The organism is Cupriavidus sp. GW821-FHT07C08 (assembly GCF_059419025.1).
Genome location: NZ_JBWKQZ010000018.1, coordinates 98286 through 117407, shown reverse-complemented (window position 1 = coordinate 117407; position 19122 = coordinate 98286). Strand labels below are relative to the sequence as shown.

Sequence of the window (19122 nt, the reverse complement as noted above, 5' to 3'; positions counted from 1 at the left end):
TTCCTCAGGCGGTGGCATGGATCAGGTCAATGATCTCTTCGCGATAGCGGATGAATTCCGGGTCGGCCTTGACTGCACGGGCGTCCCCGCATTCGATGAAGCGCCGCGCGAACGGCAATTCATAGGTGTGCGCGATGCGGCCAGGCGACGGCGTCATGACAATCAGCCGCGTGGCCAGGAACAGCGCCTCTTCCACGCTGTGCGTGATAAAGAAAACAATTTTCTGTTCCTTGGCCCAGAGCTTGAGAATCAGCGCCTGGATCGATTCGCGCGTCAGCGCGTCGAGCGCGCCCAGCGGCTCGTCCATCAGCATCACGGCCGGATCACAGGCGAGCGCGCGGGCAATCCCGACGCGCTGCTGCATGCCGCCCGAGAGCTGATAGACCGGCTTGCCGGCGACATCTTCCAGCCCGACCGCGGCCAGCTTCTCATGCGCAACCCGCAGCCGCTCGGCACGCGATACGCCGCGCAGGCGCAATCCCAGCGCGACGTTGTCCGCCACGCTGAGCCACGGCATCAGGGCGTGCTTCTGGAACACCACGCCGCGTTCGGCACCCGGCCCGCGCACCACCTTGCCGGACAGCCGGATCTCGCCTTCCGAGGGTTCCATGAAGCCTGCGATGCACGACAGCAAGGTGGTCTTGCCGCAGCCCGAGGCACCGAGCGCCACGACGAAATCGCCGCGCTCCATGGTGAGGTTGACTTGCGACAGGGCCAGCGTTTTGGCACCGCCTGCGACGCCATAGTTGACACTGAGATTATCGATTTCAAGCTTGTACATGATGGGCTTCCGCAACAGGACCTTGGGGGCGGCCGCGCCGGACTGGCTTGCGCGCGGCGGCCATCTTCAGCGCGATGGGCGCGGCGTCAGCGCAACGCCCGCTTCGCCCATTCCGCATTGACGCCCGGGCCATAGTCCGGCAAGACGGTCTGGATGGTGCCCTGCTCCTTGAGGAACTGCGCCGCGGACTGCAGCGCGCGCGCCGCGCCGCCGCCCAGCCAGCGCTCCGACACCTGCTCCTGCAGCGTGGGGAAGGCGTACAGCGCCATGCTCGCGGGTACGGTCTCGGCCTTGGCGCCAGACACCTTGGCCACCGCCTTCACCATGGGCGAATCGGGGGTCCACGACGCCTTGTTCTTGCGGTAGTTGTCATCCGCTGCGGCCAGCACGCGCACCAGCTTGACCATGAACTCCGGGTTCTCACGGGCAAACTTCTTGTTGGCGATCATGCCGTCGAAGGTGGCCTTGCCGGTGTCGGCGGCAATCTGGCCGGAGGTCATCAGCACGGTGCCTGACTGCTTGAGCTTGGCCAGCACCGGGTCCCAGATAAAGGTGGCGTCGATATCGCCGCGCTCCCAGGCGGCGGCTACCTCGGGCGGCCGCATGTTGACGATGCGGACGTCCTTAGGATTGATCTTGGCGCGCTCCAGTGCGACCAGCGTGTGGTAGTGCGTGGTCGACACGAAGGGCACGCCGACGCGCTTGCCCTTCAGGTCGGCGACGCTGGCGATCTTGCTGCCATTGCGCGCCACCATCGCCTCGGCTGCGTTGATGTCGTCCAGGATCCAGAACAGTTCGACATCCAGCCCTTGCGACAGCGCCGAAGCAATCGGCGAAGTGCCGGCCTCGCCAATGGCGATCTGGCCCGAAGCCATGGCGCGGATCACATCCCCGCCACCGCCGAACTGGCGGAACGAAACCGTGTAGCCGGTCTGCTTTTCCAGTTCCTTCATGTCCTGCGCGTAGCGCCAGGGCACCACCATGTCCTGGTAAGCAATCACTACATTCTTGCTCTGGGCGTGTGCGGCTGGCGCCAGCGCGGCCACCAGGGCGAAATACGTCGCTATCTGCTTGATCCACCGCATGGTTGTGCTCCTCGGAAGGGAAATATGTTTGGGGGTCACGGCTTTATAGGTGAGGGCCATTCCGGGCCTATAGGACCAGTTGCCCGGATTCGCTGGGACCAGAACGGTCCGCGCCGGCGCAGGCCGCGCCAGGCCGTGAAATGCGCTGGCGCGGGGCGGCGTCAATCATGGAAATCCTTAGCGGCTACCGGCGAGGCTTTGGTCGTGCCGGAGGCGCTTCCCAAGGCCGTCGAAGATCCCGGTGCACGGCCTGATGCCGCCCGCGGCGGTCAGGCGGCAAGGGAGAACCCGGAGTCGAAGGTCTGCCGCACATCGAGCCGTTGCTTGAGCAGCCCGACTTTCTGGTAGAAATCCGCCGTGCGCTGCTGCTCGGCGATTAGTTCGGCGTCAATGCTCCGCCATTGCGTGTGCCGCCGCTCGAACTGCAGCCGTGCCGCCTGCGGCGGGATCCCGATGATGCGGGCAAGGGCCGCCGAGAACTCCGGCACGTGCTGGTAGGACCATTGCTGCGCACGCACCACCCGGCGCAGGAAGTCTTGCAGCACCACGCGCTTGGCCGCCAGCGCGGCATCGGTGGCCGCCAGGTAGCTGAGGCCGGACCACAGCCCGCGTCCGCTGACCAGCACGCGCGCGTGGCCGCTGGTTTCCGCCATCGCGGTATAGGGTTCCCACGTCGCCCACGCATCCACCGAGCCGCTGCTCAACGCGAGCTTGGCATCCGCCGGCGGCAGGAAGCGGAGGTTGGCGTCCTCCGGCTTCAGCCCCGCGGATTCCAGCGCCTTGAGCGTCACCAGGTGCCCGATCGAGCCACGGTTCGTGCCGATGCTCTTGCCTTTCAGGTCGGCTGCCTGCCGCAGCAGCGAGTCGGGCCGCACCAGGATTGCCGTGCCGTAAGGGTCAGAGCGGTTGGCGCCGATCAGCTTGATCCGCGTGCCGGCCGCCAGCGCGAAGATCGCCGGGGCATCGCCGATCGGGCCGCTGTCGACCGCGCCCGCGTTCAGCGCCTCGGCAAGCGGTGCAGCGGCAGGGAACTCGGTCCATTGAATGTCATAGCCCAGGCCATCGAGCGCGTTGGCGGACTCGAGCAGCGCGCGCAGGCCGCCCTTCTGGTCGCCGGCTTTCAGGACCGGGCGCCCCTGCGCTTGCGCATTGCCGGTGGCGAAGGTAGTGAAGGAAAGGATGGGGCCGGAGGCGAGCGCGGCCGTGGCGGCGGCGCCCTGGCGCAGGAACTGTCGTCGGGAAGCGGTCATGGCATTCGCGTGGAGATGGAAACCCACGAACGTACGCGCGCGGCACGCGAAAACCAACGAAGAAAACTGGCATTCCATATGCGTTGAGCATGCCGGCCGGGACCTTCGTTGCGAAGCTCTGGCGCGCGCCCGCACGCCAGAGCTTCGCGCCCCTTTACTCTTTGCTCTCTTGTGCTTTCGCCCTGGTAGCCGCGGGCGCTGCCTTCTTCTTCGACTTGCCCTGATTGAACGCAATCGCGGCACGGATGAGATTCTTCAGGGCACGCGCGTCAATCTTGTCCCCCTCTAAGAGATCGATCGCACGCCACTTGTTGCCGCCGAGGCCGGCGTTGAAGAGCTTGTCAGGATCCGGCAGGCTCGCCCCGTTGGTGAAGGTGATCTTCACCTTCTCCTTGTGCGCGTTGGCGACCGCGATCATGCCGTCACGCGACCACACCGGGCTCCCCATCCATTTCCATTCCTCGATGATCTCGCCGTCGGCCTCAAGGATGGTCTTGCGCAGGCTGGCCAGCGTCTTGCCACGCCAGTCAGTGAGTCCTGCGATCAGCTCGTCGATGCGTTCCGATGGATTCATTGGATCCCTATTCCTCGAATTGGTCCCGTGGATGAGGCAGCTCACGTTCGGCAATGAAAGAGAGTGTTTCGGTCGATCCCTCGTTCATTGCTCCATCCGTTTCAGCAGGTTAGCATAGCCCGATTGTTGTGCTTCATGCACTGTCGTCAGCAGCCATGCCTGCCCTGGGCGACCTGGCCTGTCTGTCAGGCGGTCAGCGTGTATTCGATGGAGTGAAGGCAATGGCGAACCAACCATCCAGGAAGCCGGGGCACGCCGCAACGAAGACCCCGGCCAGGCGGGCCGCTGCCAGCCCGCCCCTGCTCGCCGGCGGCAACCCCCGGATCGCGAAGGCCGACGGAGATGCCCCCGTGCAGGCCTACATCGCCGCCATGCCGGGCTGGAAACACGACGCCGGGCGCCGCCTCGACGCGCTCATCGAGCGCACCGTGCCTGACGTCCGCAAGGCAGTGAGGTGGAACTCGCCCTTCTATGGCATCGAGGGCCAGGGCTGGCTCCTCAGCTTCCATTGCATGACGAAGTACATCAAGGTGGCTTTCTTCCGTGGCATTTCGCTGCGCCCTGTTCCCCCCGTCGAGTCCAAGGACAAGAACACGCGCTACTTCCACATCCACGAAGACGACGAGCTTGACGAGGCGCTGGTGGCAAGCTGGATCCGGCAGGCATCGGAGCTGCCTGGCTGGGTTCCGTAAGCCCCTGCCCCTCAGAAGCAGGCCGACAGCCGTGGTGCCGAGGGGGAGAACGTCAGGCCATGCCCCCCCTTCAGTCAATGGCTCCCGCCGCCCGCCTTCAGACTGCCAGGCGCTCCACCGCGCCCTGACGCCTGACCATCCCCAACGAGAACATCGACAACCCGGCGACCAGCGCCGGCACGCCAATCAACGCAAACAACGCCGGCATGCCCAGGCCCATCGACAACATGGTCGCCCCGCCGACCGACCCCACCACCGAGCCCATCCGGCCCACGCCGTTGGCCCAGCTCACGCCTGTGGCACGGCAGTCCGTCGGATAGAAACTGGCAGACAGCGCATTCGCACCCACCTGCGACCCTGAGATGCAGAAGCCCGCCAGGAACACCGCCATGCCCGCAGCCACCGGCTCGGAAGCAACGCTGCCCACCGCCGCAATGCCAAGCGCCGCCAGCGCATAGCTGGATGCCAGCACATAGTGCGGATTGATCCGGTCCATCAGCCAACCCAGCGCAATCGCCCCTATCGTCCCGCCGACCTGGAACATCGTTGTCACCAGCGCGGCCGTGCGCAGCGAATGACCGGTCGTGCGCAGCAGCGTCGGCAGCCAGCTGGACAGCAGGTAGATCACCAGCAGGCTCATAAAGAAGGTCAGCCAGAACAGCAGCGTGCCCCGCAGCAGCTCGGGCCGGAACAGGTGCCGCACGGGCGAGCTGGTGCTGCGCTGTTCGCCGACCACGAAGGTGGCGTCGCGCAGGTCGGCTTGCGGCGCGATCTTCTGCAGCGTGGCGACGATGCGTTCGCGCTGCTTGCCGGCCAGCACGAGGTAACGCACCGATTCCGGCAGCAGCCACTGCAGCAGCGCCGCCAGCACCAGCGGCATGACCCCGCCGGCCACCAGCACCGAGCGCCAGCCAAAGGCGTCGATCAGCCCGGCGGAAGCCAGGCCGCCGAAAGCCGAGCCCAGCGTGAAGCCGCAAAACATGGTCGTGACCAGGAACGAGCGCCGCTTTTCCGGACAGAACTCCGAGGTCAGCGTGATGGCGTTGGGCATGGCCCCGCCCAGGCCCAGGCCAGTCAGGAAGCGCAGCAGCACCAGCGTCCACAGGTCATGCGACCAGGCCGACGCCAGGCTGGCGGCACCGAAGAACAGCACCGACAGCACCAGCACGCCCTTGCGGCCGAAGCGGTCGGCCAGCGGGCCGAAGAGGAAGGCGCCGACCATCAGGCCGCCGAGCCCGGCGCCGAACAGCGGCGCCAGCTGGGCCGGCGTCAGCTGCCATTCCGCGCGGATGGCTGGTGCGATGAAGCCGATCGCCGCGGTATCGAAGCCATCGACCGCAACGATCAGGAAGCAAAGCACGACGATGCTCACCTGGAACGCCGACAGCGGCTGGCGGTCGATGAACGCGGTGACGTTCAGGGGTTGGCTGGCAGGCATGGTGGTCTCCTCCTTGATGCCAGGATTAGGGGCGAGTCACGCCCGGCGGCCTTATAGGCGGCCGCCAGGTCGTTTCGGATTGACTGCGAAGAAAGGCTGCGTCAGCGGCTTACAGCCACGGAGTGGGGCTCAGGCACTTGTCGGCACGCCAGCCATGCAGCCACTGCAGCGCGTCGTAGAACTGCGCCTGCGTGCGGCCGGTCCACAGGCTGTTACGCACCAGCCGGTCCACGCCCTTGGCGTGATAGACGCGGCCCATGTCGCGCGCGGCGTAGAGCACGCGGGCGGTGCGCGGGATGCGGGCCTGCTCGTAAAGCTTGAATGCCGCTTCGAAATCACCGCCGGCCACTTTCACCGCTTCGCCCAGCGTGACCGCATCTTCCAGTGCCTGGCAGGCGCCCTGCGCCACGTACTGCGTCATCGGGTGCGCGGCGTCGCCGAGGATGGTGGCGCGCCCGAAGCTCCATTGCTCCACGGGGTCGCGGTCGGCGGTGGCCCAGCGCTTCCACGAGGTGGGGCGGTCCAGCATCTGGTGCGGCAGCGGATGGATGCCCTCAAAGTACGACAGCACTTCTGCCTTGCTGCCGTCGCGCACGCCCCAGGTTTCCGCTTCGCGGCTGTGGAAGGTCACCACCAGGTTGTACTGCTGGCCGCCGCGCAGCGGATAATGCACCAGGTGGCAATGCGGGCCGGCCCACACCACCGGCGCATTGACCTGCAGGTCCTGCGGCATGTCGGCGACGTCGACCACGGCGCGATAGACCACATGGCCAGTGACGCGGGGCTCATCGCCGATCAATGCCTGGCGGATGGCGGACTTGACGCCGTCGCAGCCGATCACCGCGTCGCCATGGTGATGCTCGCCGTGCTGGTCGATCACGGTTACGCCATTGTCGTCCTGCAGCAACTGCTCCACGCGCGTGCTGGTGCGGAAAGTGATCAGCGGGTGGTCCTGCACCGCCTCCAGGATCGACAGGTGGATATCGGCGCGATGGATCACCGCATACGGATTGCCGAAGCGCTCGCGGTAGGCGTGGCCCACATCGACCCGGGCGATCTCGCTGGTGTCGATCGCATCGCGCAGGCTGAGGTAGTCGGTAAAGACCGCGCGGCTGCGCGCGGCCTCGCCGACGCCGAGCGCGTCGAGCGCAGCGAAGGCGTTGGCGGCCAGCTGGATGCCCGCGCCGATCTCGCCGATCTGCTCGGCCTGTTCCAGCAGTTCGATGCGGATGCCCTGGCGTGCCAGCGCCAGCGCCGCGGCCAGGCCGCCGATGCCGCCGCCGGTGATGAGGACCTTGCCGGTCGCGTTGTTGGTACTGCTCATGTCTTGTCTCCTCGCCTGCGCGATGCGTCAGGCGGTGTAGTCGGGCTGGCGCCCGGGCGCCGCCTGGGCAAAGGCGGGATGGGCGCTGGCGTGGGCGTAGACCGCCAGCGCGCGCTCGTACCGGCTCAGGTCGCAGCCCATGCGCAGGGCGTTGGCGACTTGCGGCACCAGCGTGACGTCAGCGAGCGTTGGCGCATCGCCGAAGCACCACCGGCCATGTCCGTGCAGCGCCAGCAGGCGCTCCACGCCGGCCATGCCTTCATCGATCCAGTGGCGGTACCAGGCATCCTTCTGCTCGGGCGAGACCTTCAGCACATCCTGCAGGTAGCGCAGCACGCGCAGGTTGTTGACCGGGTGGATGTCGCAGCCGATCAGCGTGGCCAGTTCCAGCACCCGCGCGCGCTGCACCGGGTCTTGCGGGAGCAGTCGCGGCTCCGGATGGAGCGCGTCCAGGTAGTCGATGATCGCGAACGACTGCCCAAGCGTAAAACTGCCATCCACCAGCGCGGGCACGGTCGCGGACGGGTTGATGCTCTCGACATACTCCGGCGCGCGGTGCTGGCCGGTGCGGATATTGACCGGCAGGTAGTCGTACGGCAGGCCTTTGAGCGCCAGCGCAATGCGCACCCGGTAGGACGTCGAGCTGTTGAAGAAACTATAGAGCTGCATGATCGGTAATGCCTGTGTGCTGCGATTCACGGGGGGTCAGATCACGCGCACGGTCAGTTCGCCGAGGCCATCCACGCCCGTGACCATGGTCTCGCCGGCCTTGACCGCGCCAACGCCTTCCGGCGTGCCGGTGAAGATCACATCGCCCGGCTCCAGGCGGAAGAACTGCGACAGGTAGGCCACGGTCTCGGCCACCGACCAGATCAGGTGCGACACGTCGCTGCGCTGCTTCGTTTCACCGTTGACGGTCAGCCAGATGCCGGCCTGCTGCGGGTGCCCGATCTCGCTGGCACGGTGGATCGGCGCCACCGGCGCCGAGGCATCGAAGGCCTTGCCGATTTCCCAGGGGCGGCCCATCTCGCGCATCTTCATCTGCAGGTCGCGGCGGGTCATGTCGAGGCCGACGGCATAGCCCCACACGTGTTCGAGTGCCTGTTCGACCGGGATATCCGAACCAGCCTTGCCGATCACGGCCACCAGTTCGGCCTCGTAGTGGTAGTTCTGCGTCTGCGCCGGGTACGGCAGGTCCAGCGTGGTGCCGGCCTGCACCGGGACGATCGCGTCGGCCGGCTTGCAGAAGAAGAACGGCGGCTCGCGGTCGGGATCGAAGCCCATCTCGCGCGCATGGGCGGCGTAGTTGCGGCCCACGCAGTAGACGCGGCGCACGGCGAACTGGTCGTCGCTGCCGGCAACGGGGATGGAAACGGTGGCGGGGGGCGTGAAGACGTAGGACATGGTTCGGAGTTTCCGGAATCGTCAGGTAAGCGGGGGCCTCCGGCGGTGCGCGCAGGCACCGCCCGGGGCAGGTCGGATCAGGGTTGCGGGAGGCTCAGGTGCGCGCTTCGCGCAGCAGGTTCATCGCGGACAGCACGGGCCGGTCGGAATAGCTGAACAGCACCGCGTCTTCCAGCGCGCCCAGCTGCACCGGCGCCCACGACGGGGCCACGAAGATGTCGCGCGGCTCGAACTGGAACTGGTCGTCGCCGATGCGCACCGTGCCGCGCCCTTCCACCACGCTGTAGACGGTGGCGTCGGTACTGCGGTAGGTCTTGCCCTGGAAGCCCGCCGGCAGGTACTGCATGAAGGTGGCGATGGTCGGCATCGGCCAGCCGCCGGTGGCCGGGTTGATATAGCGCAGCTTGACGCCGTCCCAGGCATCGAGCTCACCGTTGCGATAGAGCTGGTCCAGCGCCTCGCGCGAGCGCTCGTACGGGTAGCTGAAGACCGGTGAAGTGGGATCGGTCACGCGGTGCCGCACCGGCACCATGTTGTGCCCGAAGCGGGCAAAGCTGTCGCCCTCGACGCGGGTCACGGGCTGCTGGGCTTCCGGGTAGTTCTCGGCAAAGCCGGCATCGAACTGCTGCACCAGCGGGATATCCAGCCCGTCCAGCCACACCACCGGCTCGCCGCCGTCTTCGACGGCAGGGTTGCCATGGTCATGCCAGGTCCACGACGGCGTGATGATGAAGTCGCCGGGGTGCATGGTGGTGCGCTCGCCGTTGACCGCGGTCCAGGCACCCTTGCCTTCCACGATAAAGCGCAGCGCCGATTGGGTATGCCGGTGGCTGGGGGCGATCTCGCCCGGCAGGATCAGCTGCAGGCCGGCGTACAGCGTGGAGGTGATGCTCGACTTGCCCGGGATGCCCGGGTTCTCCAGCACCAGCACGCGGCGCACCGCTTCTTCGGCGCTGATGACGCCGCCGGCCTGCATCACCAGCGGGCGGATCTGCGCGTACTTCCAGATGGCGGGAACGATCTGCGGCCGCGGTTGCGGCGGCACCAGCGCGTGCAGCGACTCCCACAACGGGGTCATGTGGCTGCGGCCGATTTCTTCGTAATAGGCCACGCGGGCCGGGTCTGGGGTGTGTTCGGACATGCTGTCTCCGTAACTTTATGCAGGGCTTTGGGAGCGCTTTTGTGGGTGCGTGTCATCGCTCGCACCGTCTTGTTGTTGTTATACGCGCCGCCCTATAAGATTTGAAATGAACTTTTCATCTTATCGATACGATTTTTTATATAGGTAGCCCCATGGACTGGACCCAGAGATTGCGGCTGCGCAACCTGCAGATGCTGCTGAGCCTGGCCGAGACCGGCAATATGAGCCAGTCGGCGGCCATGCTGAACACGACCCAGCCGGGCCTTTCCAAATGGCTGAAGGACCTGGAGGACGATATCGGGCTGCCACTGTTCGAGCGCCAGGCGCGCGGGCTGCGGCCCACGCCCTACGGCGAGTCGCTGATCGAGCACGCACGCCGGATCGAGGCCCAACTGGATACCGCGCGCGACGACCTGCAGGCCATGCGCGACGGCGGCAGCGGGATTGTGGTGGTGGGTACGTCGGGCGCGTCGTCGGCGGATACCGTGCCGCTGGCAGCGCTGCAATTGCTGCAGCAGATGCCCCGCGCCAGCGTGCGGCTGGTGGAAACGACCATGGACCGGCTGATGAGCCAGCTGGCACACAGCGAGCTGGATATCGTAGTGGGCCGCTCGGCCCCCGAACTGCAGGACGCCCACATGCGCACCGAATCGCTCTACATGGAGCCGATCCACTTCGTCGCCCGGCCCCGCCATCCGCTGCTGCAGGGCGCCGGCATCGGCTGGGACGACCTGTATCGCTACCGCTGGGTGGTGTGGCCGCGCGGCACGCCGATCCGCAATGCGCTGGAAGGCGCGCTGGCCAGCGCCGAGCGTGCCCTGCCGGCCGATTGCGTGGAGAGCAATTCCACCGTGCTGAATCTCACGCTACTCAACAACAGCGACATGATCGGCCTGGCCTCGCACCGCACCGCGCGCCGGCTGGAAGAGCTGGGCGCGTTGCGCATCGTGCCGCTGCGGCTGGCGGGGTTCGGCTCGGTGTCGATGTACTGGCGTGACGACGCGCAGTCGCGCGCGGCGGTCATGGCCATGCTGGATTGCCTGCGGCGGGCGGCGGGGGCGCCGCAGGACTAGGTGCTGCTCAGAAGCGATGCCGCACCCCCACCGCCACGGCCGTCATGCTGCGATGCCCGCTGCCGAGGAAATACCCGTTGGCAAAGCTCACCGCCGAGGTATCGAAGTTGATGCCGGCATGCTGGACATAGGCCGTCGTCAGATAGACATCGGTACGCTTTGACAGGCTGTAGTCGGCGATGAAGCTCAGCTGCCAGGGGTTCTTCACGTTGCTGCCGGCAAGCGCCTTGACGTCGTCGTAGTAGTACGCGAGCGTCAGGTCCAGACTGGAGGTGGCGCGGTAGTTGATGCCGGCCCAGTAGTAATCGTCGCGCACGACGGTCGTGCCGTTGGCCGCCTTGTTGAGCCCCCAGCGATAGCCCCCCATCAGCTTGACCGGGCCTGCGCGATAGCTGACCGCGGCCCCGGCCTTGCGGAAATTGCCGATGGCCCCGCCAGTGCCCAGCGTCGGGTTGTAGCGGTTGAACGCCAGCGCCGCGCCGAAACCGCCGGCAAAGTAGTTGAGGCCGGCGCCATAGCCCGTATCACGGCGCGATTGCCCCGCGACCTCGCCTGCGCCGAACACGCTGTTGCCGAACGAATAGTTGCCGATGGCAGTAACCGCGCCGAACGTGCCCGTGTACTTCACGTTATTGTCCGAGCGGAAGTCCAGGCCAAGCTGGGCCGCGATCGGCTCGTACTGCGTCGAATAACCGCTTGGCGAGAAGTTCGAGAATGCATCGAAGATCGACGTGTACTGGCGCCCGAAGGTCAGCCGGCCGGCGCGCTCGCTCAGCAGGCCGACAAAGGCCTGGCGACCGAACAACCGGCCGGATTGCGTCTGCCGGCCATCGTCGATGCCGAAGCCGCTCTCCAGCACAAATACGGCCTTGAGGCTGCCGCCCAGGTCCTCGGTACCGCGCAGCCCCCAGCGTGAGCCGGACAAGCCGCCGGAGCCCAGCGCCACGCGGCTGTGCCCCGGGCCGGGGAAGCCCGGCTGCGTCGGCAGCATCGTCGACAGGTGATTGACGTACTCGATGTTGGCATCGGCCACGCCATACAGCGTCACGTTCGCCTGCGCCGTGCAGGCCAGCATGGCCAGTGCTGCCGGCAGCATCAGCTTCTCAAGCCTGATTTTCATGGTCTCTCCATCCTGCTTCGTTGTGGTTGGTCGTCGCCACGGCGAAGGTGCCGATGGCTGGATTGCGGACTGCGCAGCCCGCAAGCGCGCAGCTGTCCTGCGCACGCCCTGGCGGCGTGCGTGAGAGGCAGATCGGGGGAATCTGCCGGCCCCTGCCGGCGTGGCTCAGCGGCTGACCGCGCGATGGATCGCGAGCGCCGCGGCCACCATGGCCTCGGCGGATTCCAGCGCCCGGGCCGGATCGTCGCGCTTGCGCACCCCGGCCGCGCTGGTCGCACGCGCGGCGCCGTCCGGGCTGGCGGAGAACTTCACCACCGTCAGCCCCCTGGCCGGGTTGATATAGATCTTCTGTCCGAAGCGCCCGCTGGCCTCGATGCTGCCGTCGCCGTCGTTGCGCTGGAACCAGTAGTTGCGGTAGCCATAGCCGTCGCGGCCCGGCATGGTGTTGCCGCGCGCAAAGCGGGCCTGGTTGCCGGCCGGCTGCAGCGCAATGCGCACCGCCGCCGGCGAGATCCCGCCCGAGGCGTCGCCCGCGGCCGCCCGGCGCACCGCCTCGGCAAAGCGGGCGGCGTCGCGCAGCGTGGAATTCATGCCGCCGCTGGCCATTTCCGTGCCCTGGCGGTCCACCTGGGTGTAGGCATCATCGTCGGCAAAGCGGGACCACAGCCGCTCAGTCACCAGCTGCGCCCAGCTCTTGCCGGTGATGCGCCGCAGCGCCCATGCCACCGCTTCCGGCGAGCCGTTCTGGTAGTACCAGACGCCGCCATCGTCGCGCCCGCCGGTGGCGTGGACGACCTTGAGGAAGTCATAGATGGTGTCCGGCGCATCCGCCCTGCGCGGCACGATCCCCACCGCCCCGAACAGCCCCAGGTCCGGCGGCAGCCCCTCCGGGTAGCCCACCGGCACCTCCATATCCAGGTTCTGCTGTACCGTGGCCTCGCCGAACGGATTGCCGGCCAGTTCCGGCACATACTGCGCCAGCCGGGCCTGCGGATCGAGCTTGCCCTCTTCGGCCAGCATGGCGGCCAGCAGCCCGGTGACGGACTTGGTCATCGAGGCCCAGATATGCGGCTGGTAAGGACCAAAGCCAGCGAGGTAGCGCTCATAGACGACCTTGCCCTGGTGCAGCACGATAAAGCCGTCGGTATGGGTGTCGCGCAGGTAGTCGGCCAGTCGGACAGTTTTGCCCGCCACGGCAAACGTGGTGCCATCCAGTTCCGTACCGGGCTGGCCGGCCAGGCCCAGCGGCTGGCTGGCATGCCGGATGCCCGCCGTTGGCGACATCTCGCGCGCATGCCGGAACGCCCAGCGCATATACGGCGGACGCAGCCCGCTGCCGCGGCTGACTTGCTTGTCGTGCGGCGGCGGAAAGCCTTGCATGACCTCGTCCTCGGCAACGGCCAAAGGCTGGCCGGTGCCCTGCGCCAGCGCAACGCTCATCGGCGCCACCAGCAGCGCCACGGCCAACCACGCCCGGCTGCGTCCGAATCCCGTCCTGCGCGTCACTGTTTGCATGCTGTCTCCATTCCTGTCCAGGCGCTTGCACGCACGGTGCGCCGCCTTGTATGCATGAGGTACAAGCCTGCATGGTGCAGGCCGCGGGCGCCATCTTGGCGGACGCGGATCCTGACCACAATGATGCGTTCGGAATAGAGCCATAACCCGGTGGAATGTCAGGCACCGAAGCCGCATAATGGCGAAACCCTTCCTCTCCGATGTCTGCCATGCAGCTTCCCGACGCCCGCGTCCGCGACCTGCTCCGCCATCCGGGGCGCTTTGCCTGGCACACGCTCAGGCAGTTCCGCGCCAACCAGGGCCTGCTGCTGGCCGGCGCGGTGGCCTACTACGCGCTGCTGTCGATCGTGCCGCTGCTGATCCTGATGATCATTGCCCTGTCGCACGTGATCGGACCAGACCTGCTGTTGTCCACGCTAGCGCGCTACCTGGAGTGGGTGGTGCCGGGGCAGTCCAGGGCCCTGATCTCCGAGCTTGCCGCCTTCCTGCGCAATCGCGGCACGATCGGCTGGGTGCTGCTGGGCACCATGCTGTTTTTCAGTTCGCTCGCCTTCACCGTGCTGGAGAATGCCATGTCGGTGATCTTCGAGCACCGCGTGGCGATCCGGCGCCGGCATTTCCTGGTCTCGGCGCTACTGCCCTATTGCTACATTGCGGTACTGAGCGTGGGCCTGCTGCTGGTCACGGTGGTGTCAGGCGGCCTGCTGGCCATCGGCGAACGGCATGTGGAAGTGCTGGGCCGCGACTGGTCGCTGGGCCGGCTCTCGACCGGCCTGCTCTACCTGCTCGGCTTCATTGGCGAGGTGCTGATGCTGACTTCGATCTACATGGTGATGCCGGTTGGCAGGCTGTCGCTGCGGCATGCGCTGAGCGGCGCGTTGATCGCGGCCGTGCTGTGGGAAATCTCCCGCCATGTGCTGGCGTGGTACTTCACCACGTTGTCGCAAGTGAGCCGGGTCTATGGTTCGCTGACCACGGCGATCGTGGTGCTGCTGAGCCTGGAGATTGCGGCGACCTTGCTGCTGCTGGGGGCGCAGGTGATCGCGGAGTTCGAGCGTGGCGGCTGGGAAGGCAGGCCAGCGCAAGCGGAACCGGAAGAATTCCACACCTGAGCGGCACCATCCGACATCGCCATGTGGTTCCGGCAGGGCGGCGTCGATAAAGGCCGACAACGGAACCTCGCCCTTGCATGCGGCCAGCACCGCGGCACGCGGCGCGATGCCGTCGACCGTGGCGGCAGCCATTGCCAGCGCATCCGCATCGGCAAGGTCTGCCTTGGTCAGCACCACCACCGAGGCCCCCGCGATCTGCTGCCGCACCATGTCGCCCACCAGCGGATCGTGCAGGCTGTGGCCGACCTCGGTCACGTCCACGGCCACCACCACGGCACTGAGCGCAAAGGCCCGATCCAGCAAGCCGACCTGCGCAATGCGCTGCGGGTCCGAGACACCGCTGGCCTCGATCACCAGCAGGTCGGGCCATGCCGTGCCCGACCGGAACTCAGCATCCCTGCCAGGAGGGGCGAAAGCCGGGGCCGCCGCGCAGAATCACACTACGGCGATGTGCCTGTCGGCCTATTCCGTCGTCACCGAAGTAGAACTATCGTGGCATCGCAGAATAGGCCTGCGGTTTTGATTGACGTCCATGGCGGCGTCATACTCCATGATTCGGGCCGTCTCATAGCACACGTCTGCGCCCAAGAATCTTTCCAGCAGATAGAGAGTGAGGTCGATTCCGAGTGTCACCCCGCCGCCCGTGACAATCTCCCCCTCATCCACGACAACAGCCTCGACGACTTCTGTGTCAGGACACTGTCTGGCGAGCGTCTCCAAGGGACACTCTTCGGGCCCTGTAACAGGAGCTTTCGTCGTGGCGGCCTTGCCGGCAAGCAGCCCGGTGGCTCCTACAATCAATGCGCCCGTGCAAACGCTCGCGACAGTCTCACTATTGGCATGACGTTGACGGATAAAGGCCAGCATCGATTCGTTCTTCACCTGCACTCGCCACCCAGGACCACCGGTAATGATCACGACATCAGCCGCCGGGGCATTTGCAAAGGAATAGTCGGCCTCAACCCTGAGTCCGTTCTGAAGCTCCACCATCCCGCCCTTCTCGGACACGGTGAAGTACGAGAGCCTGTCCGTCACGCGCTTTGCCATCGACAGCGTGCCGATGACGGCGAGCTCAATAGGTTCGATGTGGTTGTACAAAACGACTGCCACGCGCATCTTGTTGCCTCCTTCCAAGGAAATTTTCGAACACGGATCCGCCCGTGTCCGCTGGTCAACTGACGCGCGGGACGCGTACTTATACGCTTCCAACGCTCGTCGGTTCTGTTACTACAACGATCGCTTGGGCGTCGCCCTCCAAAGCTCGCCCGCGATGGGGTGTGCTTGATTCGAAATACAAGCTGTCGCCCGCTTCGAGCTCGTAGCGCAGAAGCTTGCCTCTTACCTTGAACTCAAACTCCACTTTTCCCGAAAGCAAAAAGACAAACTCTTCGCCCGGATGCTCGAAAAAGTAATCAAGGTTGATTTCAGAAGGGAAGGTAAACATAAACGGGTCCATGTACTTGGCGTGCTTCTTATGCGCAAGACTCACATAGTCGTACCCGTAGGCACTCCCTCCCCGGACTACGGGCTTCCTCTCCCAGTGATGGACAACTGAGACTGGTGAATCAACGTCATCGTTTGATGCTGATCCGGGTTGTTCGGGATCCAGAAAGAAGTAACTCAATTCCAATCCCATCGCGCGCGCGATGCGCGCTAACGATGCAATTGGGGGAGCCTTTTTTCCATTCTCAATTTTCGACAAATACCCCTTCGTGAATCCGGACTGTTCCGCCAGCGCTTCCAGCGTCAGCCCCTGCTCAATCCGGGCATGCCGCAACCGTTGGCAAACGGCTTCCTCATCTTCCGAGGGGGAAGAAGTGGAATCATGATCCTGTCGAGGTGCTCCCTCAGACTGCAGGGGGCTGCGGTGTCGCTCCAGAGATTTTGCCGCCATGCTTGCAATTTCCGTTCGCCTATAAGGTAGGGATTGGGAAACTTCGAAAGTTTCCCGCGAAGAAGATTGTAAGCGCTTCTAGCCGACGTATCACCCAAAAATGTAGCTTATCGTGCCCATATGTGCGCACCTGACCGCGGAGACTCCACGAATCACTGCCTACGATTCATAGAGGTTGTCTCGATAAGTTTCCGGGCTGCAAACAGTCGCAATGAAGGTGACGACACCCAAGACGGCGATCATGATGGCCACGCCAACGAAATGCCCTTGCTGCGCCAGCAATGCCGTTGCAAGCATGGGTGCAAGGCCGCCGCCAATCCCCGCCGCCACCTGGCATCCCAGCGACGACCCGCTGTATCGAACTCTCGTTCCGAAGAGCTCCGGCAGTAAGGCAGCTTGCGGCCCATACATCGAGCCATGCCCAAGGTTCATGCAAATCGCAATAGTCAGCGCGATGATGGTTGGATTAGCAGTCTGGATCCCGAGGAACAAGGGGTATGCGGCCGCGATGGTAAAAAGAGAGCCCAGGAAGTACAGCGTCCGGCGACCCCAACGGTCCGAGAGCCACCCGAACAACGGGATAGTAATCAACTCCAGCGCAGCGCCAAGTAACACACCATCCAGAATAGTGGCCTTTGGAATGTGCAACACCGTAGTGCCGTACACCACCACAAATACCGTGAGGATATAGACCCAGGCGACCTCGCAAACCTTCAGCCCAATGCTGATCAGTAGGTTGCGCCTATGCTTTTCCAGCACCTCCAGAAGAGGGATCTTGGGCGGCTGTTCGCTGTCTGCTGCCGCAGCCTCGAAAACAGGGGATTCCGTGACCTTTAGTCGGATGTAGAAGCCAAGAAGGACAAGAACCGAACTGAGCAAGAACGGGATACGCCAGCCCCAGGAAAGAAAATCGGCATCGGGCATGCGGCTCAGGTAGGCAAATATGCCAGTCGAGGCGAGCATTCCAAGTGGAAAGCCCATCTGAACCAGGCTCCCGAAGAACCCACGCTTGTTACGCGGCGAGTGCTCGATGACCATAAGCGCCGCACCACCCCACTCACCGCCAATGCCAATCCCTTGAATCACGCGCAAAAGGATCAGGAGAGTTGGCGCCCAAACGCCAATTTGTGCGTACGTCGGCAGCAAACCGATCGCAAACGTTCCTCCACCCATAAGGAACATTGTGGTCATGAGCATGGTTTTGCGACCAATCTTATCGCCGAAGTGGCCGAAGACTACGCCCCCCAATGGACGAGCAATGAAGCCCACCGCGAATGACCCGAGCGAAGCAAGCGTGCCCATCAGGGGATCCAGCGAAGGAAAGAAGAGCTTGTTGAATACAAGCGCCGCGGCGGTTCCGTAGAGCAAGAAGTCATACCACTCAACCATCGTGCCGATGACACTGGCCAACACCACCTTGCTCATGCTGTTACTAGCACCCGCTTGATGCGCGGCTTGAGATACCCCCGCCAATCGATCAGGGTCCGAAAAAGCGTCCATGAATGTCTCCTGTTTCCTATTTCCCGTCCTGCGGGCTTGTTTCATAGAACTGCGGCTGGATAGTACACCAACAGGAAACTTTTTCAAGACAAAGAGGGTAAACTAGGAAACTTAAGGGATGTTATAGTCGCTTTACGAGATAGAGACGCTGTTTTTGTTGACCTTTGGGAAACATGGAACTACATTGCCGTCCGTGCGGCATCGCATCTTCCACTGCACCGTGCATATCCTTTAGGTCACACAGGAGACGAACCATGACCGACTTCTCTGAAAACAAACACTTCGCTGAGCGCCTGAAAGGCAAGCTGGACCCCACTCCCGGAGGGTCTGTATACGTGGACCCGAACACCATCGAATGGGAGCCTTCTCAGTTCGAGAAAATCTCCATGAAGGTGCTGTACCGCAACGACGAAGCAGGTGAGATGACGGTTCTCCTGAAATGGGAACCTGGTGCAGTACTTCCCTTCCATAAACACCCCGAAATCGAGCAAAGCTACGTGCTCGAAGGCTCGTTCTACGATCACGACGGCATTTGTCGCGCTGGCCAGTTCGTGTGGCGCCAACCTGGTTCGTTGCACGAAACCCACTCCGACGAGGGCTGCCTGCTCCTCGCCGTCTACCGTAAGCCGAACGTCTTTTTTGGGACCGCGGGTTTTCGCAAGACTTCCTGACAACCGGGCGGATTAGTAAAAGAGCTGCGGACTCTCCGCAGCTCTTTGAAGGAGCAGATCATGGCGTACGTAGTTACCGAGCCTTGTATCAACTGCCGCTACGGGGAGTGTGTAGAGGTCTGCCCCGTAGAGGCGTTTCATCAGGGACCGAACTTCATGGCAATTGATCCTGAAGTCTGCATAAACTGCTCGATATGCGAGATGGTCTGTCCGGTTACGGCGATCAAGAGCGAGTACGACCTCAAAGAAGATGAACGAGCGTTCATCGAAATCAATCGCCGCTTAGCCTATACATGGCCAGTTGTAAAGATTGGCGAAGGCCCTCTGCCCGAGGCTGCAGCCTGGGCCTCGCGCAACGATAAGGCCCACTTCTTAAAGTGAACCCTGGTATAAGGTCCCCACCCTGATCACAGCAACCATGGAGAACTCCGCATAGGGGGCCAGCCTCTGCCTCACGGAAAGTCATAGTGTCTTAATATTTTCGGACGGTGAGGATGCGCGTGGAAGTATGCGCGGCCAAACGGGAAGTCCTTGCACCTGGATTCCCT

General features: G+C 64.3%; 19 protein-coding genes and 1 pseudogene. 5 read left to right on the top strand and 15 right to left on the bottom strand.

Translation table 11 applies throughout. The annotated features are described in order from the left end of the window. Window positions 1–4: 4 nt before the first annotated feature. The 4 genes from AC07UK_RS22230 to AC07UK_RS22215 all read right to left on the bottom strand — a co-directional run bounded on the left by AC07UK_RS22230 (window position 5) and on the right by AC07UK_RS22215 (window position 3690). Window positions 5–781 (bottom strand): taurine ABC transporter ATP-binding protein, encoded by a 777-nt coding sequence (locus AC07UK_RS22230; protein WP_035823999.1) that lies wholly within the window; start codon window positions 779–781, stop codon window positions 5–7. An 86-nt stretch (window positions 782–867) separates the two neighbouring features. Continuing rightward, on the bottom strand, window positions 868–1866 hold the full coding sequence (tauA, locus tag AC07UK_RS22225; RefSeq protein ID WP_013952522.1) for a taurine ABC transporter substrate-binding protein: 999 nt from the start codon (window positions 1864–1866) through the stop codon (window positions 868–870). A 269-nt stretch (window positions 1867–2135) separates the two neighbouring features. Then, window positions 2136–3116, bottom strand: coding sequence for an ABC transporter substrate-binding protein (locus tag AC07UK_RS22220; RefSeq protein ID WP_494686455.1), 981 nt, complete (start codon window positions 3114–3116; stop codon window positions 2136–2138). 154 nt (window positions 3117–3270) lie between these two features. Next, window positions 3271–3690 (bottom strand): DUF1801 domain-containing protein, encoded by a 420-nt coding sequence (locus AC07UK_RS22215; RefSeq protein ID WP_436223783.1) that lies wholly within the window; start codon window positions 3688–3690, stop codon window positions 3271–3273. 221 nt (window positions 3691–3911) lie between these two features. Here AC07UK_RS22215 and AC07UK_RS22210 point away from each other — a divergent pair, with 221 nt between their 5' ends. Continuing rightward, the gene (locus AC07UK_RS22210) at window positions 3912–4382 is read left to right on the top strand and encodes a DUF1801 domain-containing protein (protein WP_436225321.1); all 471 of its coding nucleotides are present in this window, start codon (window positions 3912–3914) and stop codon (window positions 4380–4382) included. Window positions 4383–4479: 97 nt separating this feature from the next. Here AC07UK_RS22210 and AC07UK_RS22205 read toward each other — a convergent pair whose 3' ends face one another. The 5 genes from AC07UK_RS22205 to gtdA form a co-directional block, all read right to left on the bottom strand. After that, window positions 4480–5820 carry an MFS transporter gene (locus AC07UK_RS22205; protein WP_436223784.1) on the bottom strand — a complete coding sequence of 447 codons (1341 nt, stop codon included), beginning with the start codon at window positions 5818–5820 and terminating at the stop codon, window positions 4480–4482. 109 nt (window positions 5821–5929) lie between these two features. Next, window positions 5930–7144 (bottom strand): 3-hydroxybenzoate 6-monooxygenase, encoded by a 1215-nt coding sequence (locus AC07UK_RS22200; RefSeq protein ID WP_436223785.1) that lies wholly within the window; start codon window positions 7142–7144, stop codon window positions 5930–5932. Between the two features lie 27 nt (window positions 7145–7171). Then, window positions 7172–7813 (bottom strand): maleylacetoacetate isomerase, encoded by a 642-nt coding sequence (maiA, locus tag AC07UK_RS22195; RefSeq protein WP_494686454.1) that lies wholly within the window; start codon window positions 7811–7813, stop codon window positions 7172–7174. Between the two features lie 36 nt (window positions 7814–7849). Continuing rightward, window positions 7850–8548, bottom strand: a complete 699-nt coding sequence (locus AC07UK_RS22190) for a fumarylacetoacetate hydrolase family protein (protein ID WP_316154253.1) — start codon at window positions 8546–8548, stop codon at window positions 7850–7852. A 94-nt stretch (window positions 8549–8642) separates the two neighbouring features. Then, window positions 8643–9689, bottom strand: a complete 1047-nt coding sequence (gtdA, locus tag AC07UK_RS22185; RefSeq protein WP_436223787.1) for a gentisate 1,2-dioxygenase — start codon at window positions 9687–9689, stop codon at window positions 8643–8645. A gap of 152 nt (window positions 9690–9841) precedes the next feature. On the opposite strand from gtdA, the gene AC07UK_RS22180 reads away from it, so the two are divergent. Next, window positions 9842–10762, top strand: a complete 921-nt coding sequence (locus AC07UK_RS22180; protein ID WP_436223788.1) for a LysR family transcriptional regulator — start codon at window positions 9842–9844, stop codon at window positions 10760–10762. A gap of 7 nt (window positions 10763–10769) precedes the next feature. Here the strand turns inward: AC07UK_RS22180 and AC07UK_RS22175 are convergent, their stop codons facing one another. After that, entirely contained in the window at window positions 10770–11882 is a 1113-nt protein-coding gene (locus tag AC07UK_RS22175; RefSeq protein ID WP_494686453.1) for a porin, read from the bottom strand. Between the two features lie 165 nt (window positions 11883–12047). After that, window positions 12048–13397 (bottom strand): serine hydrolase domain-containing protein, encoded by a 1350-nt coding sequence (locus AC07UK_RS22170; RefSeq protein ID WP_494686452.1) that lies wholly within the window; start codon window positions 13395–13397, stop codon window positions 12048–12050. Window positions 13398–13597: 200 nt separating this feature from the next. On the opposite strand from AC07UK_RS22170, the gene AC07UK_RS22165 reads away from it, so the two are divergent. Next, entirely contained in the window at window positions 13598–14509 is a 912-nt protein-coding gene (locus tag AC07UK_RS22165) for a YihY/virulence factor BrkB family protein (protein ID WP_114134423.1), read from the top strand. An 18-nt stretch (window positions 14510–14527) separates the two neighbouring features. On the opposite strand, the pseudogene AC07UK_RS22160 reads toward AC07UK_RS22165, so the two are convergent. The 4 genes and pseudogenes from AC07UK_RS22160 to AC07UK_RS22145 form a co-directional block, all read right to left on the bottom strand. Beyond that, a pseudogene (locus AC07UK_RS22160) lies at window positions 14528–14875 on the bottom strand (GTP-binding protein); the annotation flags it as partial. Window positions 14876–14971: 96 nt separating this feature from the next. Then, window positions 14972–15625 (bottom strand): DJ-1/PfpI family protein, encoded by a 654-nt coding sequence (locus AC07UK_RS22155; RefSeq protein ID WP_494686451.1) that lies wholly within the window; start codon window positions 15623–15625, stop codon window positions 14972–14974. Between the two features lie 79 nt (window positions 15626–15704). Next, window positions 15705–16403: a helix-turn-helix domain-containing protein gene (locus AC07UK_RS22150; protein ID WP_114134425.1), complete on the bottom strand. Its 699-nt coding sequence runs from the start codon at window positions 16401–16403 to the stop codon at window positions 15705–15707. 159 nt (window positions 16404–16562) lie between these two features. Then, complete coding sequence (locus tag AC07UK_RS22145; RefSeq protein WP_494686450.1) at window positions 16563–17903, bottom strand: MFS transporter; 1341 nt, start codon at window positions 17901–17903, stop codon at window positions 16563–16565. 254 nt (window positions 17904–18157) lie between these two features. On the opposite strand from AC07UK_RS22145, the gene AC07UK_RS22140 reads away from it, so the two are divergent. Next, window positions 18158–18574, top strand: a complete 417-nt coding sequence (locus tag AC07UK_RS22140; RefSeq protein ID WP_494686449.1) for a cupin domain-containing protein — start codon at window positions 18158–18160, stop codon at window positions 18572–18574. 60 nt (window positions 18575–18634) lie between these two features. Beyond that, window positions 18635–18955 (top strand): 4Fe-4S binding protein, encoded by a 321-nt coding sequence (locus AC07UK_RS22135; RefSeq protein ID WP_436223794.1) that lies wholly within the window; start codon window positions 18635–18637, stop codon window positions 18953–18955. Window positions 18956–19122 lie beyond the last annotated feature (167 nt).